The organism is Pseudomonas sp. Pse1 (assembly GCF_024519635.1).
Taxonomy (GTDB): Bacteria; Pseudomonadota; Gammaproteobacteria; order Pseudomonadales; family Pseudomonadaceae; genus Aquipseudomonas.
The window spans coordinates 95,588-112,777 of the sequence record NZ_JALJRO010000019.1 but is presented as its reverse complement, the minus strand read 5'-3'; the positions used below and the strand labels follow the sequence as shown (position 1 = coordinate 112,777).

The following is a 17,190-nucleotide window of genomic DNA, read 5'->3' as shown; positions in this document are numbered from 1 at the left end:
TTTACCAAGGAGTTTTCCGTTTCGACTGCGCCGGAAGTGGGGCGAATTATAGACACTTAGAATTCGCCGTCAACCCCCAATTTAAGCTTTACGCGGATTTGAGCGTAATACGTGCAAATGCCTTCTTGCCCGCCTGGCAAACATGGGTCGCACCAAGTACGTATATAAAGGTGCGATCAACCACCTCACCATCAACACGCACACCACCCGACCCCAACAAGTCGCGAGCGACTGCCGAGTTCTTCACCAATCCAGCCTGATTCAGGACGGCAGCAATCGGCATATCCTCTGTAGCAGTCAGCTCGATCTCCGGCAGGTCATCCGGCAGCTCACCATCCTTCATGCGATTGCCGGCAGCACGGTGAGCATTGGCCGCAGCCTCTTCACCATGGAAACGCGCCACAATCTCTTCCGCCAGCTTGATCTTGACGTCACGCGGATTGGCCCCGGCCTCGACATCCGCACGCAACGCGTTGATCTCTTTCATGGAGCGGAAGCTGAGCAATTCGAAGTAACGCCACATCAGCGCATCCGGAATCGATACCAGCTTGCCGTACATGACACCCGGTGCCTCTTGGATGCCAACGTAGTTGCCCAGGGACTTGGACATCTTCTTCACGCCATCCAGACCCTCGAGCAGCGGCATGGTAAGGATGCACTGAGCCTCCTGGCCGTAACTGCGCTGCAGCTCACGCCCCATCAGCAGATTGAACTTCTGATCTGTGCCGCCCAACTCTACATCTGCACGCAAGGCTACCGAGTCGTAGCCCTGGACCAGCGGATAGAGGAACTCATGAATGGCGATTGGCTGATTGGTCGAGTAGCGCTTGTCGAAGTCGTCGCGCTCAAGCATGCGAGCCACGGTGTACTGGGAAGTCAGACGAATGAAATCCGCCGGCCCCATCTGGTCCATCCAGGTGGAATTGAATGCGACCTCGGTCTTGGCCGGATCGAGGATCTTGAACACTTGAGTCTTGTAGGTCTCGGCGTTTTCCAACACCTGCTCGCGGGTCAACGGCGGGCGAGTGGCACTCTTGCCGCTCGGATCACCGATCATCCCGGTGAAATCGCCAATCAGGAAAATCACCTGATGGCCCAACTCCTGGAACTGACGCAGCTTGTTAATAAGCACCGTGTGCCCAAGGTGCAGATCGGGTGCCGTCGGATCGAAGCCAGCCTTGATACGCAGCGGCTGGCCACGCTTGAGCTTTTCGACAAGCTCGGACTCGACCAACAGTTCTTCCGCACCACGTTTAATCAGCGCTAGCTGCTCTTCAACCGACTTCATAACAGACCCGCAAGGCTCAGATTCAAAGGGGACCAACCATACAAGATCGCGCACCAAATACAAGTTTTGCCCGGCGCACGGACGGCATTCCGCGAACAGAGCACTCGCGGCTTGCTTAAGAGATGATTTGGTTATATTTTATACAGTTATTTCATCTTCATCATGTCATTCATCTTTTCCATTTCATCTTTTCCAAAGTCAAATTACCTATGACCACTGAACCGTCTAAAGCGCCACCGCTTTATCCGAAGACCCACCTGCTGGCCGCAAGTGGCATCGCCGCCCTGCTCAGCCTCGCGCTTCTGGTGTTTCCATCCAGTGACGTCGAAGCCAAAAAGACCACGCTGAGCCTGGAGCTGGAAAGTCCTGCCGAACAACTGACACAAGACCAAGACGCTGCCGACGCCGTTCAAGCCACAAATGAGCCGGTAGAGTCTCCCTTCGCGCAAATCGAAAACAGTGCCGACGACGTCCAGCAAACTGCGCAAGCAGCGCCTGCTCCAGTCGCTGAAGAGAAAAAGGCCGCGAGCCATAGGGAAGTCATCGTTGCAAAGGGCGACACGCTGTCGACCCTGTTCGAGAAAGTCGGCCTGCCCTCCTCGGCAGTCAGCGAAATTCTCGCCAGCGACAAGCAAGCCAAGCAGTTCACCCAACTCAAACGCGGCCAGAAGCTCGAGTTTGAACTTGGCCCAGACGGCCAGTTGAACACCCTGCACAGCAAGATCAGCGACTTGGACAGCATCAGCCTGAGCAAGAACGCCAAGGGTTATGCTTTCACCCGCACAACCGCCAAGCCAACCGTACGCACGGCCTATGTACATGGGGTTATCAACAGCTCGCTCTCGCAGTCCGCGGCGCGTGCCGGCCTTTCCCACAGCCTCACGATGGACATGGCCAGCGTGTTTGGTTACGACGTCGACTTCGCCCAGGATATTCGCCAGGGCGATGAGTTCGACGTGATCTACGAGCAGAAAGTGGTCAATGGCAAGGCGGTTGGCAACGGCCCGATCCTCTCGGCGCGCTTTACCAACCGCGGCAAAACCTACACCGCCGTGCGGTACACCAACAAGCAAGGCAACAGCAGCTACTACACCGCAGATGGCAACAGCATGCGCAAGGCGTTCATCCGCACGCCGGTGGACTTCGCCCGTATCAGCTCGCGCTTCTCAATGGGGCGCAAGCATCCAATTCTGAACAAGATTCGCGCCCACAAAGGTGTTGACTACGCTGCGCCACGTGGCACACCGATCAAGGCGGCTGGCGACGGCAAAGTACTGCTGGCCGGCCGGCGTGGCGGCTATGGCAATACCGTTATCATCCAGCACGGCAACGCCTACCGCACGCTGTACGGGCATATGCAAGGCTTCGCCAAGGGCGTGAAAACCGGTGGCAGCGTCAAGCAGGGCCAGGTGATTGGCTACATCGGCACCACTGGTCTGTCGACCGGCCCGCACTTGCACTATGAGTTCCAGGTCAATGGCGTACACGTCGATCCGCTGGGCCAGAAGCTGCCGATGGCCGATCCGATTGCCAAGGGCGAGCGAGCACGCTTCCTGCAGCAGAGCCAGCCGCTGATGGCGCGCATGGATCAAGAGAAGGCCACGATGCTGGCTTCGAGCAAGCGCTAAGCCATGGCACTGTATCTAGGACTGATGTCCGGAACCAGTCTGGATGGGCTGGACATCGCTCTGATCGAATACACGACGGCAATCAGGCTGGTGGCAACACACTACATTCCCATGCCTGACGCCTTACGGTCGGAGTTGCTGGGTCTGTGCGCAAGCGGACCGGACGAGATCGCCCGCTCCGCGATTGCCCAGCAAAACTGGGTGACCCTAGCGGCGCAAGGCATCAATACCTTGCTTACAGCACAGCAACTCAAACCCGCTGACATCCGAGCGATCGGTAGTCACGGCCAGACCATTCGCCACGAACCTGCACGCGGCTTCACGGTTCAGATCGGCAATCCCGCCCTGCTCACGGAGCTCACTGGCATTACAGTTGTCAGCGACTTCCGCAGCCGCGACGTTGCTGCGGGTGGACAGGGTGCGCCACTGGTTCCGGCCTTTCACGAAGCCTTGTTTGGCGAGCGCACTGGTAATCGTGCGGTGTTGAACGTCGGTGGCTTCAGCAACCTCAGCCTGATCGAGACAGGCAAACCGGTCGCGGGATTTGATTGCGGCCCGGGCAACGTTCTGCTGGATGCATGGGTTCATCAACAACGTGGCGAAACCTTCGACCGCGGCGGCCAATGGGCGGCCAGCGGCAAGCTCGAACCGGTCTTGCTGAAGAGCTTGCTCAGTGACCCGTTCTTCAAGGCCTCAGGCCCGAAAAGCACTGGCCGTGAAGTCTTCAATCTGCAATGGCTCACCCAGCACCTCGCACATTTGCCGGCCTTCGCCGAACAAAACGTGCAAGCCACGCTGCTTGAACTGACCGCCCTGACCATCGTCGACTCACTGCAAGCCGCCCAGCGCAAGACCGAGGAACTGTTGGTCTGCGGTGGGGGCGCGCACAACGCAGCGTTGATGGCCCGTCTCTCTACCCTGCTACCCGACACAACCGTAACCAGTACCGCCACTTATGGGGTTGACCCAGATTGGGTCGAAGCCATGGCCTTTGCCTGGCTGGCACACTGTTGCCTTGAAGGCATCCCGGCCAATCGCCCCAGTGTCACCGGCGCTCGCGGCTTGCGGGTACTGGGCGCCATCTATCCCGCCTGACGCCAGACAGCAAAACGCCGCAAGGCTCTGAAGCCATGCGGCGTTGAGTACAACTACGAGTGCGCGCGACGATCAGATCGAGAACGAAGAGCCACAACCGCAAGTAGTGGTCGCATTAGGGTTCTTGATCACGAATCGCGAACCTTCCAGACCTTCCTGATAGTCCACCTCGGCACCAGCCAGATACTGGTAGCTCATCGGATCGACAACCAGGCTGACACCCTCGCGCTCGACGATGGTGTCGTCATCGGCCACTTCCTCATCGAAAGTGAAGCCGTACTGAAATCCTGAACAACCGCCGCCCGTAACGAATACGCGCAGCTTCAAGCGATCATTACCCTCTTCATCGACCAGGCTCTTCACCTTGTGCGCGGCACCGTGAGTGAATTGCAAAGCCGTGGGGGTGAAGGATTCGACGCTCATGCTGACTATCTCCCGGCGTTATGCCGCCATACTGCGTGATGACGCGCATTATCCGCTTCTCCCAGAAAAGCGGTCAACTATTGTTATGGTATAGCAATCAACATAATCATGCTGACAGACAGCAAAAAGGCCCGTTCAAGGGCCTTTTTGCTGTGAGCCACGTGGTTTAAGGCAACATACCCGCATGGGACAGACCCAAGCGCTCATCCAGGCCAAACATGATATTCAGGTTCTGTACGGCCTGACCCGACGCCCCCTTGACCAGGTTGTCGATCACCGACAAAACCACCACCAGATCGCCGTCCTGAGGACGGTGAACCGCAATACGGCAGACGTTGGCGCCGCGAACACTCCGAGTCTCCGGATGGCTGCCAGCCGGCATGACGTCGACAAACGGCTCATTGGCATAGCGTTTCTCGAACAACGCCTGCAAATCAACAGAGCGATCAACGACTGTCGCGTACAGCGTCGAGTGAATGCCACGAATCATCGGAGTCAGGTGCGGAACAAACGTCAGGCCAACTTCTTTACCGGCAGCGCGACGCAGCCCCTGGCGGATCTCCGGCAAGTGGCGATGACCTTTGACTGCATAGGCCTTCATGCTTTCTGACGTTTCGGAATACAGCGAACCTACGGCGGCGCCACGGCCAGCCCCGCTGACGCCGGACTTGCAGTCAGCGATCAGGCGCGAGGTGTCAGCCAGCCCGGCTTCGAGCAGCGGCAAGAAGCCCAGCTGGGTAGCAGTCGGATAGCAGCCCGGCACAGCAATCAGGCGTGCTTGCTTGATCTGTTCGCGATTGACTTCCGGCAAGCCATAAACCGCTTCCTCCAACAACTGCGGGGCACCGTGAGGCTGGTTGTACCACTTGGCCCACTCATCCGCGTCCTGCAAACGGAAGTCTGCCGACAGGTCGATGACCTTGGTCCCGGCCGCGAGCAACTCGCCCGCCAGGGCATGGGCAACGCCATGGGGGGTGGCAAAGAATACGACGTCACAGGCACCGAGCGTCTTGATGTCCGGAACGCTGAACGCCAGACCGTCGTAGTGGCCACGCAGGTTGGGGTACATATCGGCAACGGCCATACCGGCCTCGGATCGGGAAGTGATCACCACCACTTCCGCTTGCGGATGCTGAGCCAACAAACGCAGCAATTCGACACCGGTGTAACCCGTGCCGCCGACGATACCGACCTTGACCATAAACCTGCCCTCAACGAACCCACTGGAAAGCCGTCGATAATAGGGCCCACCCAGCCCTGCGACAACCAGCAAGGTGACGTACGGAGGCTCAAGCCTCTACTATTCGGGCTACCGTGAACCTGGGAATAACCAAAAATGCTCTATCTGTGGCTCAAAGCCTTTCATATCGTCAGCATCGTCTGCTGGTTTGCCGGCCTGTTTTACTTACCGCGTCTGTTCGTTTATCACGCTCAAAGCGAGGACAACACCAGCAAAGAGCGCTTCAGCCTGATGGAGCGCAAGTTGTATCGCGGCATCATGGGTCCTTCGATGATCGCAACGCTGATCTTTGGTGGCTGGCTGATCAGTCTCAATCCGAGCGCGTACTTCACTCAGGGTGGCTGGATGCACGCCAAGCTGGCATTGGTGGTACTGCTGATCGGTTATCACCACATGTGCGGCGCGCAAGTGAAGCGCTTTGCCCGTGGCGAAAACACCCGCAGCCATGTCTTTTACCGCTGGTTCAATGAAGTCCCGGTTCTGATGTTGCTGGCTATCGTAATTTTGGTTGTCGTACGGCCGTTCTAATCTTACTGACTGAACTGACTCGGGGGTATTTCCAATGTCGCTGCCCGCTTTGCTCGAACAACGCCTGCGCCTGCCCGTAGTGGCGGCGCCGATGTTCCTGATTTCCAATCCACAATTGGTGCTCGCCTGTTGCCGCAATGGCGTGGTCGGTAGTTTTCCGGCGCTGAATCAGCGCGAGAGCAGCGGCTTCAAAGCCTGGCTGGAAGAAATCGAGGAAGGGCTGGCGCTACTGGAAAACCCGGCACCCTATGCGGTGAACCTGATCGTGCATCAAAGTAATCCACGGCTGGAGGCGGACCTGGCAATCTGCGTCGAGCACAAGGTGCCTATCGTGATTACCAGCCTGGGGGCTGTCAAAGAACTGGTGGACGCCGTTCATGGCTATGGCGGCCTGGTGTTCCACGACGTGACGACGCGTCGCCATGCCGAAAAAGCCGCCGAAGCCGGTGTCGATGGACTGATCGCCGTCGCGGCGGGCGCCGGTGGACATGCTGGCACCTGGAGCCCCTTCTCGTTGATTGCCGAGATCCGCCAGTTCTTCGACAAAACCCTGTTGCTTGCCGGCTGTCTGAATCACGGCCATGAAATTCTCGCCGCACAATTGCTGGGCGCCGACCTGGCCTACTTTGGTACGCGCTTTATCGGCACCACCGAAAGTCACGCGCCTGACGCTTACAAAGAAATGCTGCTGACATCGCGAGCCGCCGACATTGTGCATACTCCGGCGGTCTCCGGGGTACCCGCCAGTTTCATGCGCCAAAGCCTGCTCAATGCCGGCTTCGATATCGAAGCGCTGCAAGGCAAAGGTGAGATCAACTTTGGCGCCAAGCTCAAGCCAGTGAGCGATGAAGCCAAAGCCTGGAAAACCGTATGGTCGGCCGGACAAGGCGTCGGCGAGATCAACGACTTGCCGAGCGTGGATGAGCTGATCGCCCGGCTGGACGCCGAATACCGCAATGCACAGCAAATTGCCGCTCAGTTGCCAAAACGCTGGCCACGCTGATCCCCCCTCGGGCCAGGCGAGCGAGCTGGTCCGGATTGGGCTTACTGCCCACCTATTCGCGACAAGGATGTACAACTATGAGCGACGCCCGCTTCAAGATCGTCTTCGATGGAGCCCTGCAAAACGGAGTCGACATCACCACCGCCAAACTCAACTTGGCGCAGCTGTTCAAAAGCGATGTTGCAGCCATTGAACGACTCTTCAGCGGTAAACCCGTCGCCCTGAAACGCGATCTTACCCACGCAGATGCGCAAACCTATCTCAATGCTCTGATGAAAACCGGCATTGAAGCGCGGATCGAAGCCGAGCCCTCGATCGAGCTCGACTTGAGTGAAGTTGTCGCCACCTGCACCACACCGACACCACCGACAAGCACTGAGAACCCATCACCCTACGCCCCTCCCCGATCGCTTGTGGGTGAAGTGAGCAGCGAATACTCCGAGCTCAAAGTACTCAGCGTTCAGGGACGAATCGGTCGCTTGCGCTACCTGGCCTGGTCACTTGCCGCACTTCTGGTCGTAGGTGGCGTCGCCGGCATCCTGGGATTGACTCTGCTGGCTGGCGATCAAATGGTGCTGGGCGCAATTGTTTGTGTCGCCGGGGTGCTGGCTTACTTCTACTTGAATATCACCATCAGTGTGCAGCGTTTGCACGACCTGGGCTGGTCGGGCTGGCTGTGGTTCCTGAATCTGGTGCCGGTGCTCGGCAGCCTGTTTCCTATCGCCCTGGCAGTGATTCCCGGGAATGCCGCGAGCAATCGCTACGGCGCGCCCCCACCCGCCAACAGCACCGCGGTCAAAGTGCTCTGCGCGCTGTGGCTGGTAGTGATCGCGCTGATGTTTGTCGGCGGGCTGGCTGGAGGCCTCTCCACGCTCACCGAAGAATATGAAAGTGCTGTGGGTAGCCGTTACGAAACCAGTGAAACAACTGACAGTGTTGAAACAGATGACGCGGCGCAACCGGCTCAGCCCCCTGTAGACTATGAGAAAGAATAAACGCGCTCGATTCCTGTGACCTCTCTGTCTACAGGTCCCGAGCCGTTGCGATGGAGAACCGCATGACCCGTTACGCTCTGATCACTGGTGCTTCAAGCGGCATCGGCCTGGCCATGGCCGAAGCACTGGCACGCCGAGGCCGCTGCCTGATACTGGTGGCTCGCCAACGTGATCAGCTGGAAAGCATCGCCATCGAACTCACCCAACGCTTTGGCGTCGAGGTGTTGTTTCGAGCCTGCGACCTGGGCGAGCCATTGCGCCTGTCCGGATTTCTCCTCGAACTGGAAGAAGGCGAGCGGCAGATCGACCTACTGGTCAATTGCGCGGGAATGGGCACTTGCGGCCCCTTTCTGGCGCAGGACTGGATGACTGAGCAAGACCTGATTGAGGTCAATGTCCTCGCTCTCACCCGACTGTGTCACGCGATTGGCAACAGCATGGCCCTACAGGGCGGCGGACAGATTCTCAATGTGGCCTCCGTGGCAGCCTTCCACCCCGGCCCCTGGATGAGCACTTACCATGCCAGCAAGGCGTACGTGCTGCACTTCTCGGAAGGCCTGCGGGTTGAGCTGAAAAAGTGCGCAGTCAAGGTTTCGGTGCTGTGTCCTGGGCCGACCCGGACCGCATTCTTTCGCACCGCCCAGCTCGACGAAAGCAAACTGAACGCCAGCAATCGGTTGATGAGCTCCGAGGAAGTCGCGCTGTACACCGTACGAGCCCTGGAAAAAAATCGCGCCATCATCATCCCTGGACGGCGCAATCGCTGGCGTGCATTCCTGCCGCGCCTTGGCTCGCGCTGGCTGACACGCACCCTCGCCGGCATGTTCAACAAAGCTTATTGCCCGCGTTGAGTGTGGCCAAAGCAAAAGGTTAGGCGCAGGGGTATCCCCTTCAGTACACTCAGTGCGGCCCATCAACATGGAGAAATCGCTGTGGATACTCTGTTCACCAAGATCATCAACAGAGAAATACCTGCCAAGATCATTTACGAGGATGACCAGGTTCTGGCCTTCCACGATATCGCCCCCCAGGCACCCGTGCATTTTCTGGTGATTCCGAAAAAGCCGGTCCGCACCCTCAACGACCTGACCGAAGATGACAAAGCCCTGGCCGGGCATATTCTGTTCACCGCCCAACGCCTGGCCCTGGAGCTTGGTTGCGAAGAGGGCTTTCGGGTGGTGATGAACTGCAACGAGTTGGGTGGACAGACCGTCTACCACATTCACATGCACGTTCTGGGTCAGCGCCAAATGAATTGGCCGCCGGGCTGATTCACGCCGACGCGGATGCGGGTGGCAAAGGAATCTGCTCCTTCGCCTCCTCCTACTCTGCCGACGTGTGCAATGACCCAGCGCAAACCTTCCCCGGCCGATTGCGGTAAACTGGTCGCCGAGATTCTCCCGGAGGTCAGCATGACAACCCAACGTCACTATTCGCCCATTGATCGCCTGTTGCTACAGGCTGATACCGCAATGCGCACGTTGCTGCCGTTCAGTGGCCAGCCTCACCGCCCGTCGCCGGCCATCCTGCAGCCCGAGACGAAACTGAGCGATGAGGACACTCGTCACGTCGCCGGCCTGATGCGGATCAACCATACCGGTGAAGTCTGCGCCCAGGCGCTGTACCAGGGCCAGGCGCTGACTGCCAAGCTGCCGCAAGTGCGAGCAGCAATGGAACATGCGGCGGAAGAAGAGATTGATCACCTGGTCTGGTGCGAACAGCGCATCAAGCAACTGGGCAGTCACACCAGCATTCTCAATCCGTTGTTCTACGGCATGTCGTTCGGCATCGGCGCGGTGGCCGGATTGATCAGCGACAAGGTCAGCCTGGGCTTCGTTGCCGCAACCGAGGATCAGGTGTGCAAACACTTGAACGAACATCTGGTGCAACTGCCCGCGGAAGACGAAAAGTCCCGGGCGATTCTCGAGCAAATGCGCATCGACGAAGAACAGCACGCTGAAAGTGCGCTGGATGCCGGTGGCTTCCGCTTTCCGACGCCGGTTAAATTTGGTATGAGCCTGCTGGCCAAGGTCATGACCAAGAGCACCTACCGTATTTGAGATGGAAACTGAAAAGGGCGCTGAATCAGCGCCCTTTCTTTTTTGCCCTGTCGACTCAGCCCAACTCGATGATTTCGTAATCGTGAGTAATGGCGACGCCCGCAGCACCCAGCATGATCGATGCAGAGCAGTACTTCTCTGCCGATAACTCGATGGCTCGTTTGACTTGGGCTTCCTTGAGGGCCCGCCCCTTGACCACGAAATGCATGTGGATCTTGGTAAAGACCTTGGGATCTTCAGTCGCACGCTCGGCTTCGAGGAAGGCTTCGCAGCTTTCAACAGCCTGGCGCGACTTCTTCAGAATACTGACCACGTCGAAATTACTGCAACCGCCTACGCCGAGCAGGAGCATTTCCATCGGCCGAACACCCAGGTTGCGACCACCGGCCTCTGGCGGACCGTCCATGACCACGACGTGACCACTGCCGGATTCACCGAGGAACATGGCTTCGCCAGCCCATTGGATGCGTGCCTTCATCGCCGAGTCTCCACTGTAAAAAAAGGGTCGCCAGCTTAGCACAGCGTCAGCGATTGAAAGCGTGCCCCGTCGACTTGAGCCAGTAGCCTGCGTCATGGGTAAAATCTGCAATGACAACAGAGTGCGTCTGGTAAGCTGGCGCCAAATCAATGACGCCAATCCATCGTCAACAAAAAATAGACACCTCACCGTGCAGTCTTTTCGGGATACAACCATGGTTGCTATTGCCCCAACCCCAAAAATAAAGAATCTCGACAAACTGCTGACGCATTGCCAGCGCCGCCGGTATCAGGCCAAGAGCAATATCATTTGCGCCGGGGATCGTTCCGACACGCTGTTTTTCATTATCAAAGGGTCGGTCACCATCCTGATCGAAGACGATGACGGGCGAGAAATGATCATTGCCTATCTCAACGCCGGGGATTTCTTTGGTGAACTGGGCCTGTTCGAACAAGCCGGTCAGGAGCAGAAACGCAGCGCCTGGGTTCGGGCCAAGGTCGAATGCGAAGTGGCCGAAATCAGTTACGGCAAATTTCGCGAACTGTCCCAACAGGATCCGGACATTCTCTACGTGCTCAGCGGCCAGATTGCCCAGCGCCTGCGCAACACCACCCGCAAGGTCGGCGACCTGGCGTTCTTCGACGTTACTGGCCGGGTAGCGCGCTGTCTGCTGGAGTTGTGCAAACAACCTGACGCCATGACCCACCCCGACGGCATGCAAATAAAAGTCACCCGTCAGGAGATCGGGCGGATCGTCGGCTGCTCGCGGGAGATGGTCGGTCGTGTTCTCAAGGATCTGGAAGAACGCAACCTGGTAAACGTCAAAGGCAAGACCATGGTGGTGTTCGGCACCCGCTAGACAGCCATGACCTTAGCCAGCATCTCACGATACAAGGCATCCAGCCGCTCAATAGCCAGCGGGGCGGCAAATCGTTCATGCAGGGCGATATGGCTTTGCGCACGTACTCGTTGATCGAGGCCGCAGGCTTCGTTAAAGCGATTCACCGCCTGCACCATCGACTCACGTTCGTCATCCAGCAGCAGCGCACCGTGCACCAGGCCGACCGGTCGCTGACCACCCTTGCTTTGGCGCCAGCGTTGAGCGGTGCCGACCATCTTGCGACCATCCAGGTTGACGTTGAAACGCCCATCACAAAACGCTCCCTCGACTTCACCCAAGGAAGCATTGCCGCCCAGCTCTGTGAGCAGCGTGCAGATCGGATCGCACAGACGTCGATAACCTGTTTCGATACGCCCGTGATCCCCTTCGCTACGGGGCGGTGCGTAGACCAACGCAATGTTAACGGTCGCTGCCGATTGCGGTACAGGCTCACCGCCGGTTTCGCGCAACAATACCGGCCAACCATTTTCCGCCGAAGCCAGACAGGCCTCCTCGAATCCCGGCAGACGGCTCAAGCGCCGCGGCATGACCAGGGCGCGATCACTGGGCTGCCAGAACAACAGGCCAAATTCCTGGTCGCCGGCACACACCGTAGCCAACAAATCCTGTTCAGCTTGCAGTCCCGCTTCAACGGTCAGGGCAATGGATTGAGTCATGGCAGTGCAGATCCTTGGTGTGGATACAAAAAAGCCGGCATCGCCGGCTTCTTCATTGAATGTACATCAGTCGAGTGTGGAACCACTGACCGGTACGCCGCGTTCCGGGAAGAACAGGCGCTGCAGTTCTGCCCCCGGCTGTTCGGCACGCATGAACGCTTCGCCAACCAGGAACGAGTAAACCTCGCTGATTTCCATCAGCTCGACATCGGCACGGTTGAGGATGCCACTTTCAGTGACCACCAGACGATCACGAGGGATGCGCGGCAACAGATCGAGTGTGGTTTCCAGGCTGACGTCAAAGGTATGCAGGTTGCGGTTGTTGACCCCGACCAGAGGCGTGTCGAGGGTTTTCAGCGCCCGCTCAAGCTCATCTCCGTCGTGAACTTCAACCAGCACATCCAGGCCAACGCTCTTGGCAACGGCCGCGAGCTCAGCCATTTTCACGTCATCCAGTGCGGACACGATCAGCAGCACACAATCGGCGCCCAGCGCGCGGGCTTCGACGATCTGGTACGGATCGACCATGAAGTCCTTGCGGATCACCGGCAACGCACAGGCTGCGCGAGCCTGTTGCAGATAAATATCAGCGCCCTGGAAGTAGTCGACATCAGTCAGCACCGACAGGCAGGTCGCGCCGCCCTTCTCATAGCTACGGGCGATGTCGGCAGGTACGAAGTTCTCGCGAATCACGCCCTTGCTCGGCGAGGCTTTCTTGATTTCGGCGATCACTGCCGGCTGCTTGCGCTTGGCCTGCTCAAGCAAAGCCTGGGCAAAACCACGAGGCGCGTCTGCCACCTTGGCCATGGCTTCAAGCTCGGCCAGGGTCACGCGAGCACTGCGCTCGGCCACCTCTTCAAATTTGCGGGCAAGAATCTTTTCCAGCACCGTCGGTACACTCATGCCTCATTCTCCACTTTGAATACCGCGGTAAACGCGCCCAACTCTTCAAGTTTTTCACGTGCCAGGCCAGTGTGCAGCGCGTCATGCGCCAGGGCGACGCCTTCTTTGAGGCTGCTTGCATGATCCGCGGCGTAGAGCGCGGCACCCGCATTCAGCACGATCATTTCTGCAGCTTTCTGGCCGTTTTCGGTTTTGCGGCGCCCCAGCGCATCGCGGATCAGTTCAAGTGACGCTGCCGGGCTTTCAACCGCCAGGCCGTGCAAGCTCTGGCTCTTCATGCCCAGGTCTTCCGGCTCGACCCAATACTCGGTGATCTGGTCATCCTTCAACTCCGCGACAAAGGTCGGCGCAGCCAGGCTGAATTCATCCAGACCGTCCTTGGAGTGCACCACCAATACGTGTTTGCTACCCAAGCGTTGCAGGACTTCGGCCAATGGTCGGCACAAGGCCTGACTGAACACGCCGACAACCTGATGTTTCACACCGGCCGGATTCGTAAGCGGGCCGAGCATGTTGAACAGGGTACGCAAGCCCAGGTCACGGCGTGGGCCCGCCGCGTATTTCATCGCGCTGTGGTGGGATTGAGCAAACATGAAACCAATACCAACGTTGTCGATGCAGCGTGCAACTTGTACTGGCGTCAGGTTCAGGTAAATCCCGGCCGCTTCCAGCAAGTCGGCGCTGCCACTCTTGCCGGAGACTGCGCGGTTACCATGCTTGGCCACCGTGCAACCGGCTGCGGCGACGACAAATGACGAGGCGGTCGAGACGTTGAAGATGTTCGCGCCATCGCCGCCGGTACCGACCACATCGACCACACCGTTAAGGGTGTTCAACTCGACCTTGTCCGCCAGCTCACGCATGACCGATACGGCGCCGACAATTTCATCGATGCTCTCGCTCTTCATGCGCATGGCCATCATGAATGCGCCAATCTGCGCGTCCGTGCATTTGCCAGTCATGATTTCGCGCATCACATCGCGCATTTCCTCAGTGCTCAGGTCCAGATGGCCGACGATACGGCTCAGGGCAGTCTTGATATCCATGGAAAGTCCTTAGCGCGTGCCGCCGGTTTGTTTGAGGAAATTGGCGAACAGTTCGTGGCCCTGCTCGGTGAGGATCGACTCGGGGTGGAACTGCACCCCTTCAATGTTCAGCGTTTTGTGGCGCAGGCCCATGATTTCATCGACCGAGCCATCTTCGAGCTGAGTCCAGGCGGTCAGTTCCAGGCAATCGGGCAGGGTTTCGCGCTTGACGATCAGCGAGTGATAGCGGGTGACGGTCAAAGGATTGTTCAGTCCCTGGAACACGCCCTTGTCCTCATGAAATACCGGACTAGTCTTACCGTGCATCACTTGCCGGGCTCGCACGACATCGCCACCAAAGGCTTGGCCGATCGACTGATGTCCCAGGCAAACGCCGAGGATCGGCAGCTTGCCAGCGAAATACTTGATGGCCTCGATCGACACACCGGCTTCGGTCGGCGTGCATGGGCCAGGGGACACCACAATGCGCTCGGGCTTGAGGGCTTCGATCTGGGCGATGGTCAGTTCATCGTTGCGCACGACCTTGACCTCGGAGCCTAGCTCGCCGAGGTATTGCACAACGTTGTAAGTAAAGGAGTCGTAGTTATCAATCATCAGCAACATGGGGGCAAACCTCTTGAATTCACTGACTTTCAAAACAGCCTTCGAATGATTGGCCCGCAGGATTGCAGCGCTCGTTTAGTGGCTGGAACAGCCAACAACAACGGCGGGGCTTACGGGCAAAGAAGGCAAACAGGTACAGGTCCGGCCGGGCCGGCAGAGAATATTCAGGCGCGCCAACGCCAACGGGCGTGTGCCTTGACGACTTGATCCAAGAGTTTGCTGACGATCAACACGGGGAAGGTCTCATTCATACGTTCAGGCACAGTAACTTAGCTGAGCAGAGGGTGCAATATGGCGTAGCAATAGCGGGAGATGCGGCCTTTAGCCATAGCAGAGGCGCAAAAGTTTTTGGTACTGTCGTTTTGTTCACTACAACAATAAATAAACGGACTTGATTATGATCAGACAGACGCTGTTTGTACCGCTGGCAGCCAGCCTTCTCGCGCTGGCCTGCGCCCAGGCGATCGCTGCTCCGACACCTTATTCGAACTTCGTGGTCTTTGGAGACAGCCTCAACGACGCCGGCCAGTTTACTGACCCGGGCGGTCCCGCAGGTGCCACCCAACGCTTCACCAACCGCGTTGGCCCCACCTACCGCGACGGTGCCGGGGAAGTCCGTTCTTCCAACTCGACACAGTTGCTGGGGGGGAAGCTGGGGTTTTCCGAAGACCAGACGGCTGCCTCGACCTCAGCCGTACGCGCCAACGAAGGCTTGGCGGACGGCAACAACTGGGCGGTCGGCGGCTATCGGACCGACCAGATCCTCGAGTCGATCACCACCACATCGGCCACCGGCGAACGTACGCGCGCCGGCTATCTGCCAAGCAACGGCCTGCGGGCCGACCCGAACGCACTGTATTACCTCTCCGGCGGCGGTAACGACTTTCTCCAAGGACGCATTCTCAACCTCGCCCAGGCTGACGCCGCTGCCGGCCGGCTGGTCGATAGCGTGCAGACCCTGCAACAGGCCGGTGCCAAATACATCATGGTCTGGCTGTTGCCCGATATTGGCTTGACGCCAGCAATCAACGGCAGCCCGTTGCAAGGCTTCGTCTCCCAACTCAGCACCCAGTTCAACAGCGAACTGGTGCGGCAACTGCAGACCGTCAACGCCGAAGTCATTCCGCTGAACATCCCGGTGTTGCTCAACGAGGCCTTCGCCAATCCAGCGCAGTTCGGCCTGGCCACCGACCAGAACCTCACTGCCACCTGCTTTAGTGGCAGCGGCTGTACGGAAAACGCCCGCTACGGCATCAACAGCGCCACGCCCGATCCGACCAAGCTGATCTACAACGACTCGGTGCACCCTACCGAGGCCGGCCAACGACTGATTGCCGATTACGCTTACTCGTTGCTGTCGGCACCGTGGGAAGCCTCGCTCCTCCCGGAAATGGCCCATGGCACCCTGCGCGCGCATCAGGATGAACTGCGCAATCAATGGCAGGCCGACTGGGAAAACTGGCAAGGCGTCGGCCAATGGCGGGCGATTGTCGCCGGCGGCGGGCAGCACCTGGACTTTGATGGCCAGAACAGCGCCGTCAGCGGCGATGGCAGCGGCTATAACCTGAATATCGGCACCAGCTACCGCGTCAATGACGCCTGGCGTGTAGGTGTCGCGGCGGGCTTGTATCACCAGACGCTGGAAGCCGGCAGCAACGATTCGGACTACAAGCTCAATACCTACATGGGCACCGCCTTCGCCCAGTACCAGCAAAATCGCTGGTGGGCCGATGGCGCCCTGACAGCTGGGCACTTGGATTACGACAGCCTCAAGCGCAAGTTCGACCTGGGCGTCAATGAGCGCGGCGAGAAAGGCGATACCAGCGGCACCGTGTTGGCGGCCAGTGGCCGGATCGGTTATGACATCGCGCAACAGGCCAGCAGCCCATGGCACCTGTCGCCGTTCGTCAGCGCCGACTTCGCCAAGGTCAAGGTCGACGGCTACTCAGAGGATGGCAATGACGCGACCGCGCTGACCTACGACGACCAGACCCGCAACTCGCGCCGCTTGGGCATCGGCCTCCAGGGCAAATACCAGATCACCGCGCAAACTCAGGTGTATGGCGAGTACGCCCATGAGCGCGAGTACGAGGACGACACTCAAGAGGTGACGATGAACCTCAATACCCTGCCCGACAACCGCTACACCCTCGAGGGCTACACCCCACAATCCCATATCAACCGCCTGAACCTGGGCGTCAGCCACAAGTTGACCGCCGACCTGGCGTTGCGCGCCGGGTACAACATCCGCAAGGATGATGACTTCACTCAACAAGGGGTGAACGTTGGCGTGGTGCTGGACTTCTAAATCCGCGAGCGAAAAAAACGCTGCCCCCTCACAGG

General features: G+C 58.5%; 18 protein-coding genes. 10 read left to right on the top strand and 8 right to left on the bottom strand.

The window, feature by feature from the left end; translation table 11 throughout:
- Window positions 1–88: 88 nt before the first annotated feature.
- Window positions 89–1,288: a tyrosine--tRNA ligase gene (gene tyrS, locus NR126_RS23105; RefSeq protein WP_256831647.1), complete on the bottom strand. Its 1,200-nt coding sequence runs from the start codon at window positions 1,286–1,288 to the stop codon at window positions 89–91.
- A gap of 209 nt (window positions 1,289–1,497) precedes the next feature.
- Here tyrS and NR126_RS23100 point away from each other — a divergent pair, with 209 nt between their 5' ends.
- On the top strand, window positions 1,498–2,916 hold the full coding sequence (locus NR126_RS23100; RefSeq protein ID WP_256831646.1) for a peptidoglycan DD-metalloendopeptidase family protein: 1,419 nt from the start codon (window positions 1,498–1,500) through the stop codon (window positions 2,914–2,916).
- Between the two features lie 3 nt (window positions 2,917–2,919).
- A complete protein-coding gene (locus NR126_RS23095) occupies window positions 2,920–4,011 on the top strand; it encodes an anhydro-N-acetylmuramic acid kinase (RefSeq protein WP_256831645.1) in 1,092 nt (363 codons plus the stop codon).
- 72 nt (window positions 4,012–4,083) lie between these two features.
- Here NR126_RS23095 and erpA read toward each other — a convergent pair whose 3' ends face one another.
- Both erpA and argC read right to left on the bottom strand, forming a co-directional pair.
- Window positions 4,084–4,434 (bottom strand): iron-sulfur cluster insertion protein ErpA, encoded by a 351-nt coding sequence (erpA, locus tag NR126_RS23090; RefSeq protein WP_027617200.1) that lies wholly within the window; start codon window positions 4,432–4,434, stop codon window positions 4,084–4,086.
- A 166-nt stretch (window positions 4,435–4,600) separates the two neighbouring features.
- Window positions 4,601–5,635 carry an N-acetyl-gamma-glutamyl-phosphate reductase gene (argC, locus tag NR126_RS23085; RefSeq protein ID WP_027617199.1) on the bottom strand — a complete coding sequence of 345 codons (1,035 nt, stop codon included), beginning with the start codon at window positions 5,633–5,635 and terminating at the stop codon, window positions 4,601–4,603.
- 135 nt (window positions 5,636–5,770) lie between these two features.
- Between argC and hemJ the strand changes: the two genes are divergently transcribed.
- The 6 genes from hemJ (at window position 5,771) to coq7 (ending at window position 10,260) form a co-directional block, all read left to right on the top strand.
- Window positions 5,771–6,202: a protoporphyrinogen oxidase HemJ gene (gene hemJ, locus NR126_RS23080; protein ID WP_027617198.1), complete on the top strand. Its 432-nt coding sequence runs from the start codon at window positions 5,771–5,773 to the stop codon at window positions 6,200–6,202.
- Window positions 6,203–6,236: 34 nt separating this feature from the next.
- On the top strand, window positions 6,237–7,205 hold the full coding sequence (locus NR126_RS23075; RefSeq protein ID WP_105755154.1) for a nitronate monooxygenase family protein: 969 nt from the start codon (window positions 6,237–6,239) through the stop codon (window positions 7,203–7,205).
- A 77-nt stretch (window positions 7,206–7,282) separates the two neighbouring features.
- Window positions 7,283–8,200 carry a DUF805 domain-containing protein gene (locus tag NR126_RS23070; RefSeq protein WP_105755155.1) on the top strand — a complete coding sequence of 306 codons (918 nt, stop codon included), beginning with the start codon at window positions 7,283–7,285 and terminating at the stop codon, window positions 8,198–8,200.
- A 62-nt stretch (window positions 8,201–8,262) separates the two neighbouring features.
- Entirely contained in the window at window positions 8,263–9,051 is a 789-nt protein-coding gene (locus NR126_RS23065) for an SDR family oxidoreductase (RefSeq protein ID WP_256831640.1), read from the top strand.
- Between the two features lie 81 nt (window positions 9,052–9,132).
- A complete protein-coding gene (locus NR126_RS23060; protein ID WP_017128660.1) occupies window positions 9,133–9,471 on the top strand; it encodes a histidine triad nucleotide-binding protein in 339 nt (112 codons plus the stop codon).
- Between the two features lie 141 nt (window positions 9,472–9,612).
- A complete protein-coding gene (gene coq7, locus NR126_RS23055) occupies window positions 9,613–10,260 on the top strand; it encodes a 2-polyprenyl-3-methyl-6-methoxy-1,4-benzoquinone monooxygenase (RefSeq protein ID WP_256831639.1) in 648 nt (215 codons plus the stop codon).
- 55 nt (window positions 10,261–10,315) lie between these two features.
- Here coq7 and NR126_RS23050 read toward each other — a convergent pair whose 3' ends face one another.
- Window positions 10,316–10,738 (bottom strand): OsmC family protein, encoded by a 423-nt coding sequence (locus NR126_RS23050; protein ID WP_005792019.1) that lies wholly within the window; start codon window positions 10,736–10,738, stop codon window positions 10,316–10,318.
- 214 nt (window positions 10,739–10,952) lie between these two features.
- On the opposite strand from NR126_RS23050, the gene crp reads away from it, so the two are divergent.
- Window positions 10,953–11,597 (top strand): cAMP-activated global transcriptional regulator CRP, encoded by a 645-nt coding sequence (gene crp / locus NR126_RS23045; protein WP_256831638.1) that lies wholly within the window; start codon window positions 10,953–10,955, stop codon window positions 11,595–11,597.
- Here the strand turns inward: crp and NR126_RS23040 are convergent.
- From NR126_RS23040 to NR126_RS23025, 4 genes are all read right to left on the bottom strand, one after another.
- The gene (locus NR126_RS23040; RefSeq protein ID WP_256831637.1) at window positions 11,594–12,295 is read right to left on the bottom strand and encodes a lipoate--protein ligase family protein; all 702 of its coding nucleotides are present in this window, start codon (window positions 12,293–12,295) and stop codon (window positions 11,594–11,596) included. The genes crp and NR126_RS23040 overlap by 4 nt on opposite strands.
- A gap of 66 nt (window positions 12,296–12,361) precedes the next feature.
- Entirely contained in the window at window positions 12,362–13,198 is an 837-nt protein-coding gene (trpC, locus tag NR126_RS23035; RefSeq protein ID WP_256831636.1) for an indole-3-glycerol phosphate synthase TrpC, read from the bottom strand.
- Window positions 13,195–14,244 carry an anthranilate phosphoribosyltransferase gene (gene trpD / locus NR126_RS23030; protein ID WP_027617190.1) on the bottom strand — a complete coding sequence of 350 codons (1,050 nt, stop codon included), beginning with the start codon at window positions 14,242–14,244 and terminating at the stop codon, window positions 13,195–13,197. Before trpD ends, trpC begins: the two co-directional genes overlap by 4 nt.
- Before the next feature lie 9 nt (window positions 14,245–14,253).
- Window positions 14,254–14,847 (bottom strand): aminodeoxychorismate/anthranilate synthase component II, encoded by a 594-nt coding sequence (locus NR126_RS23025; protein WP_027617189.1) that lies wholly within the window; start codon window positions 14,845–14,847, stop codon window positions 14,254–14,256.
- A gap of 397 nt (window positions 14,848–15,244) precedes the next feature.
- On the opposite strand from NR126_RS23025, the gene estP reads away from it, so the two are divergent.
- Window positions 15,245–17,155, top strand: coding sequence for an esterase EstP (estP, locus tag NR126_RS23020; RefSeq protein WP_105755157.1), 1,911 nt, complete (start codon window positions 15,245–15,247; stop codon window positions 17,153–17,155).
- Window positions 17,156–17,190: the final 35 nt, after the last annotated feature.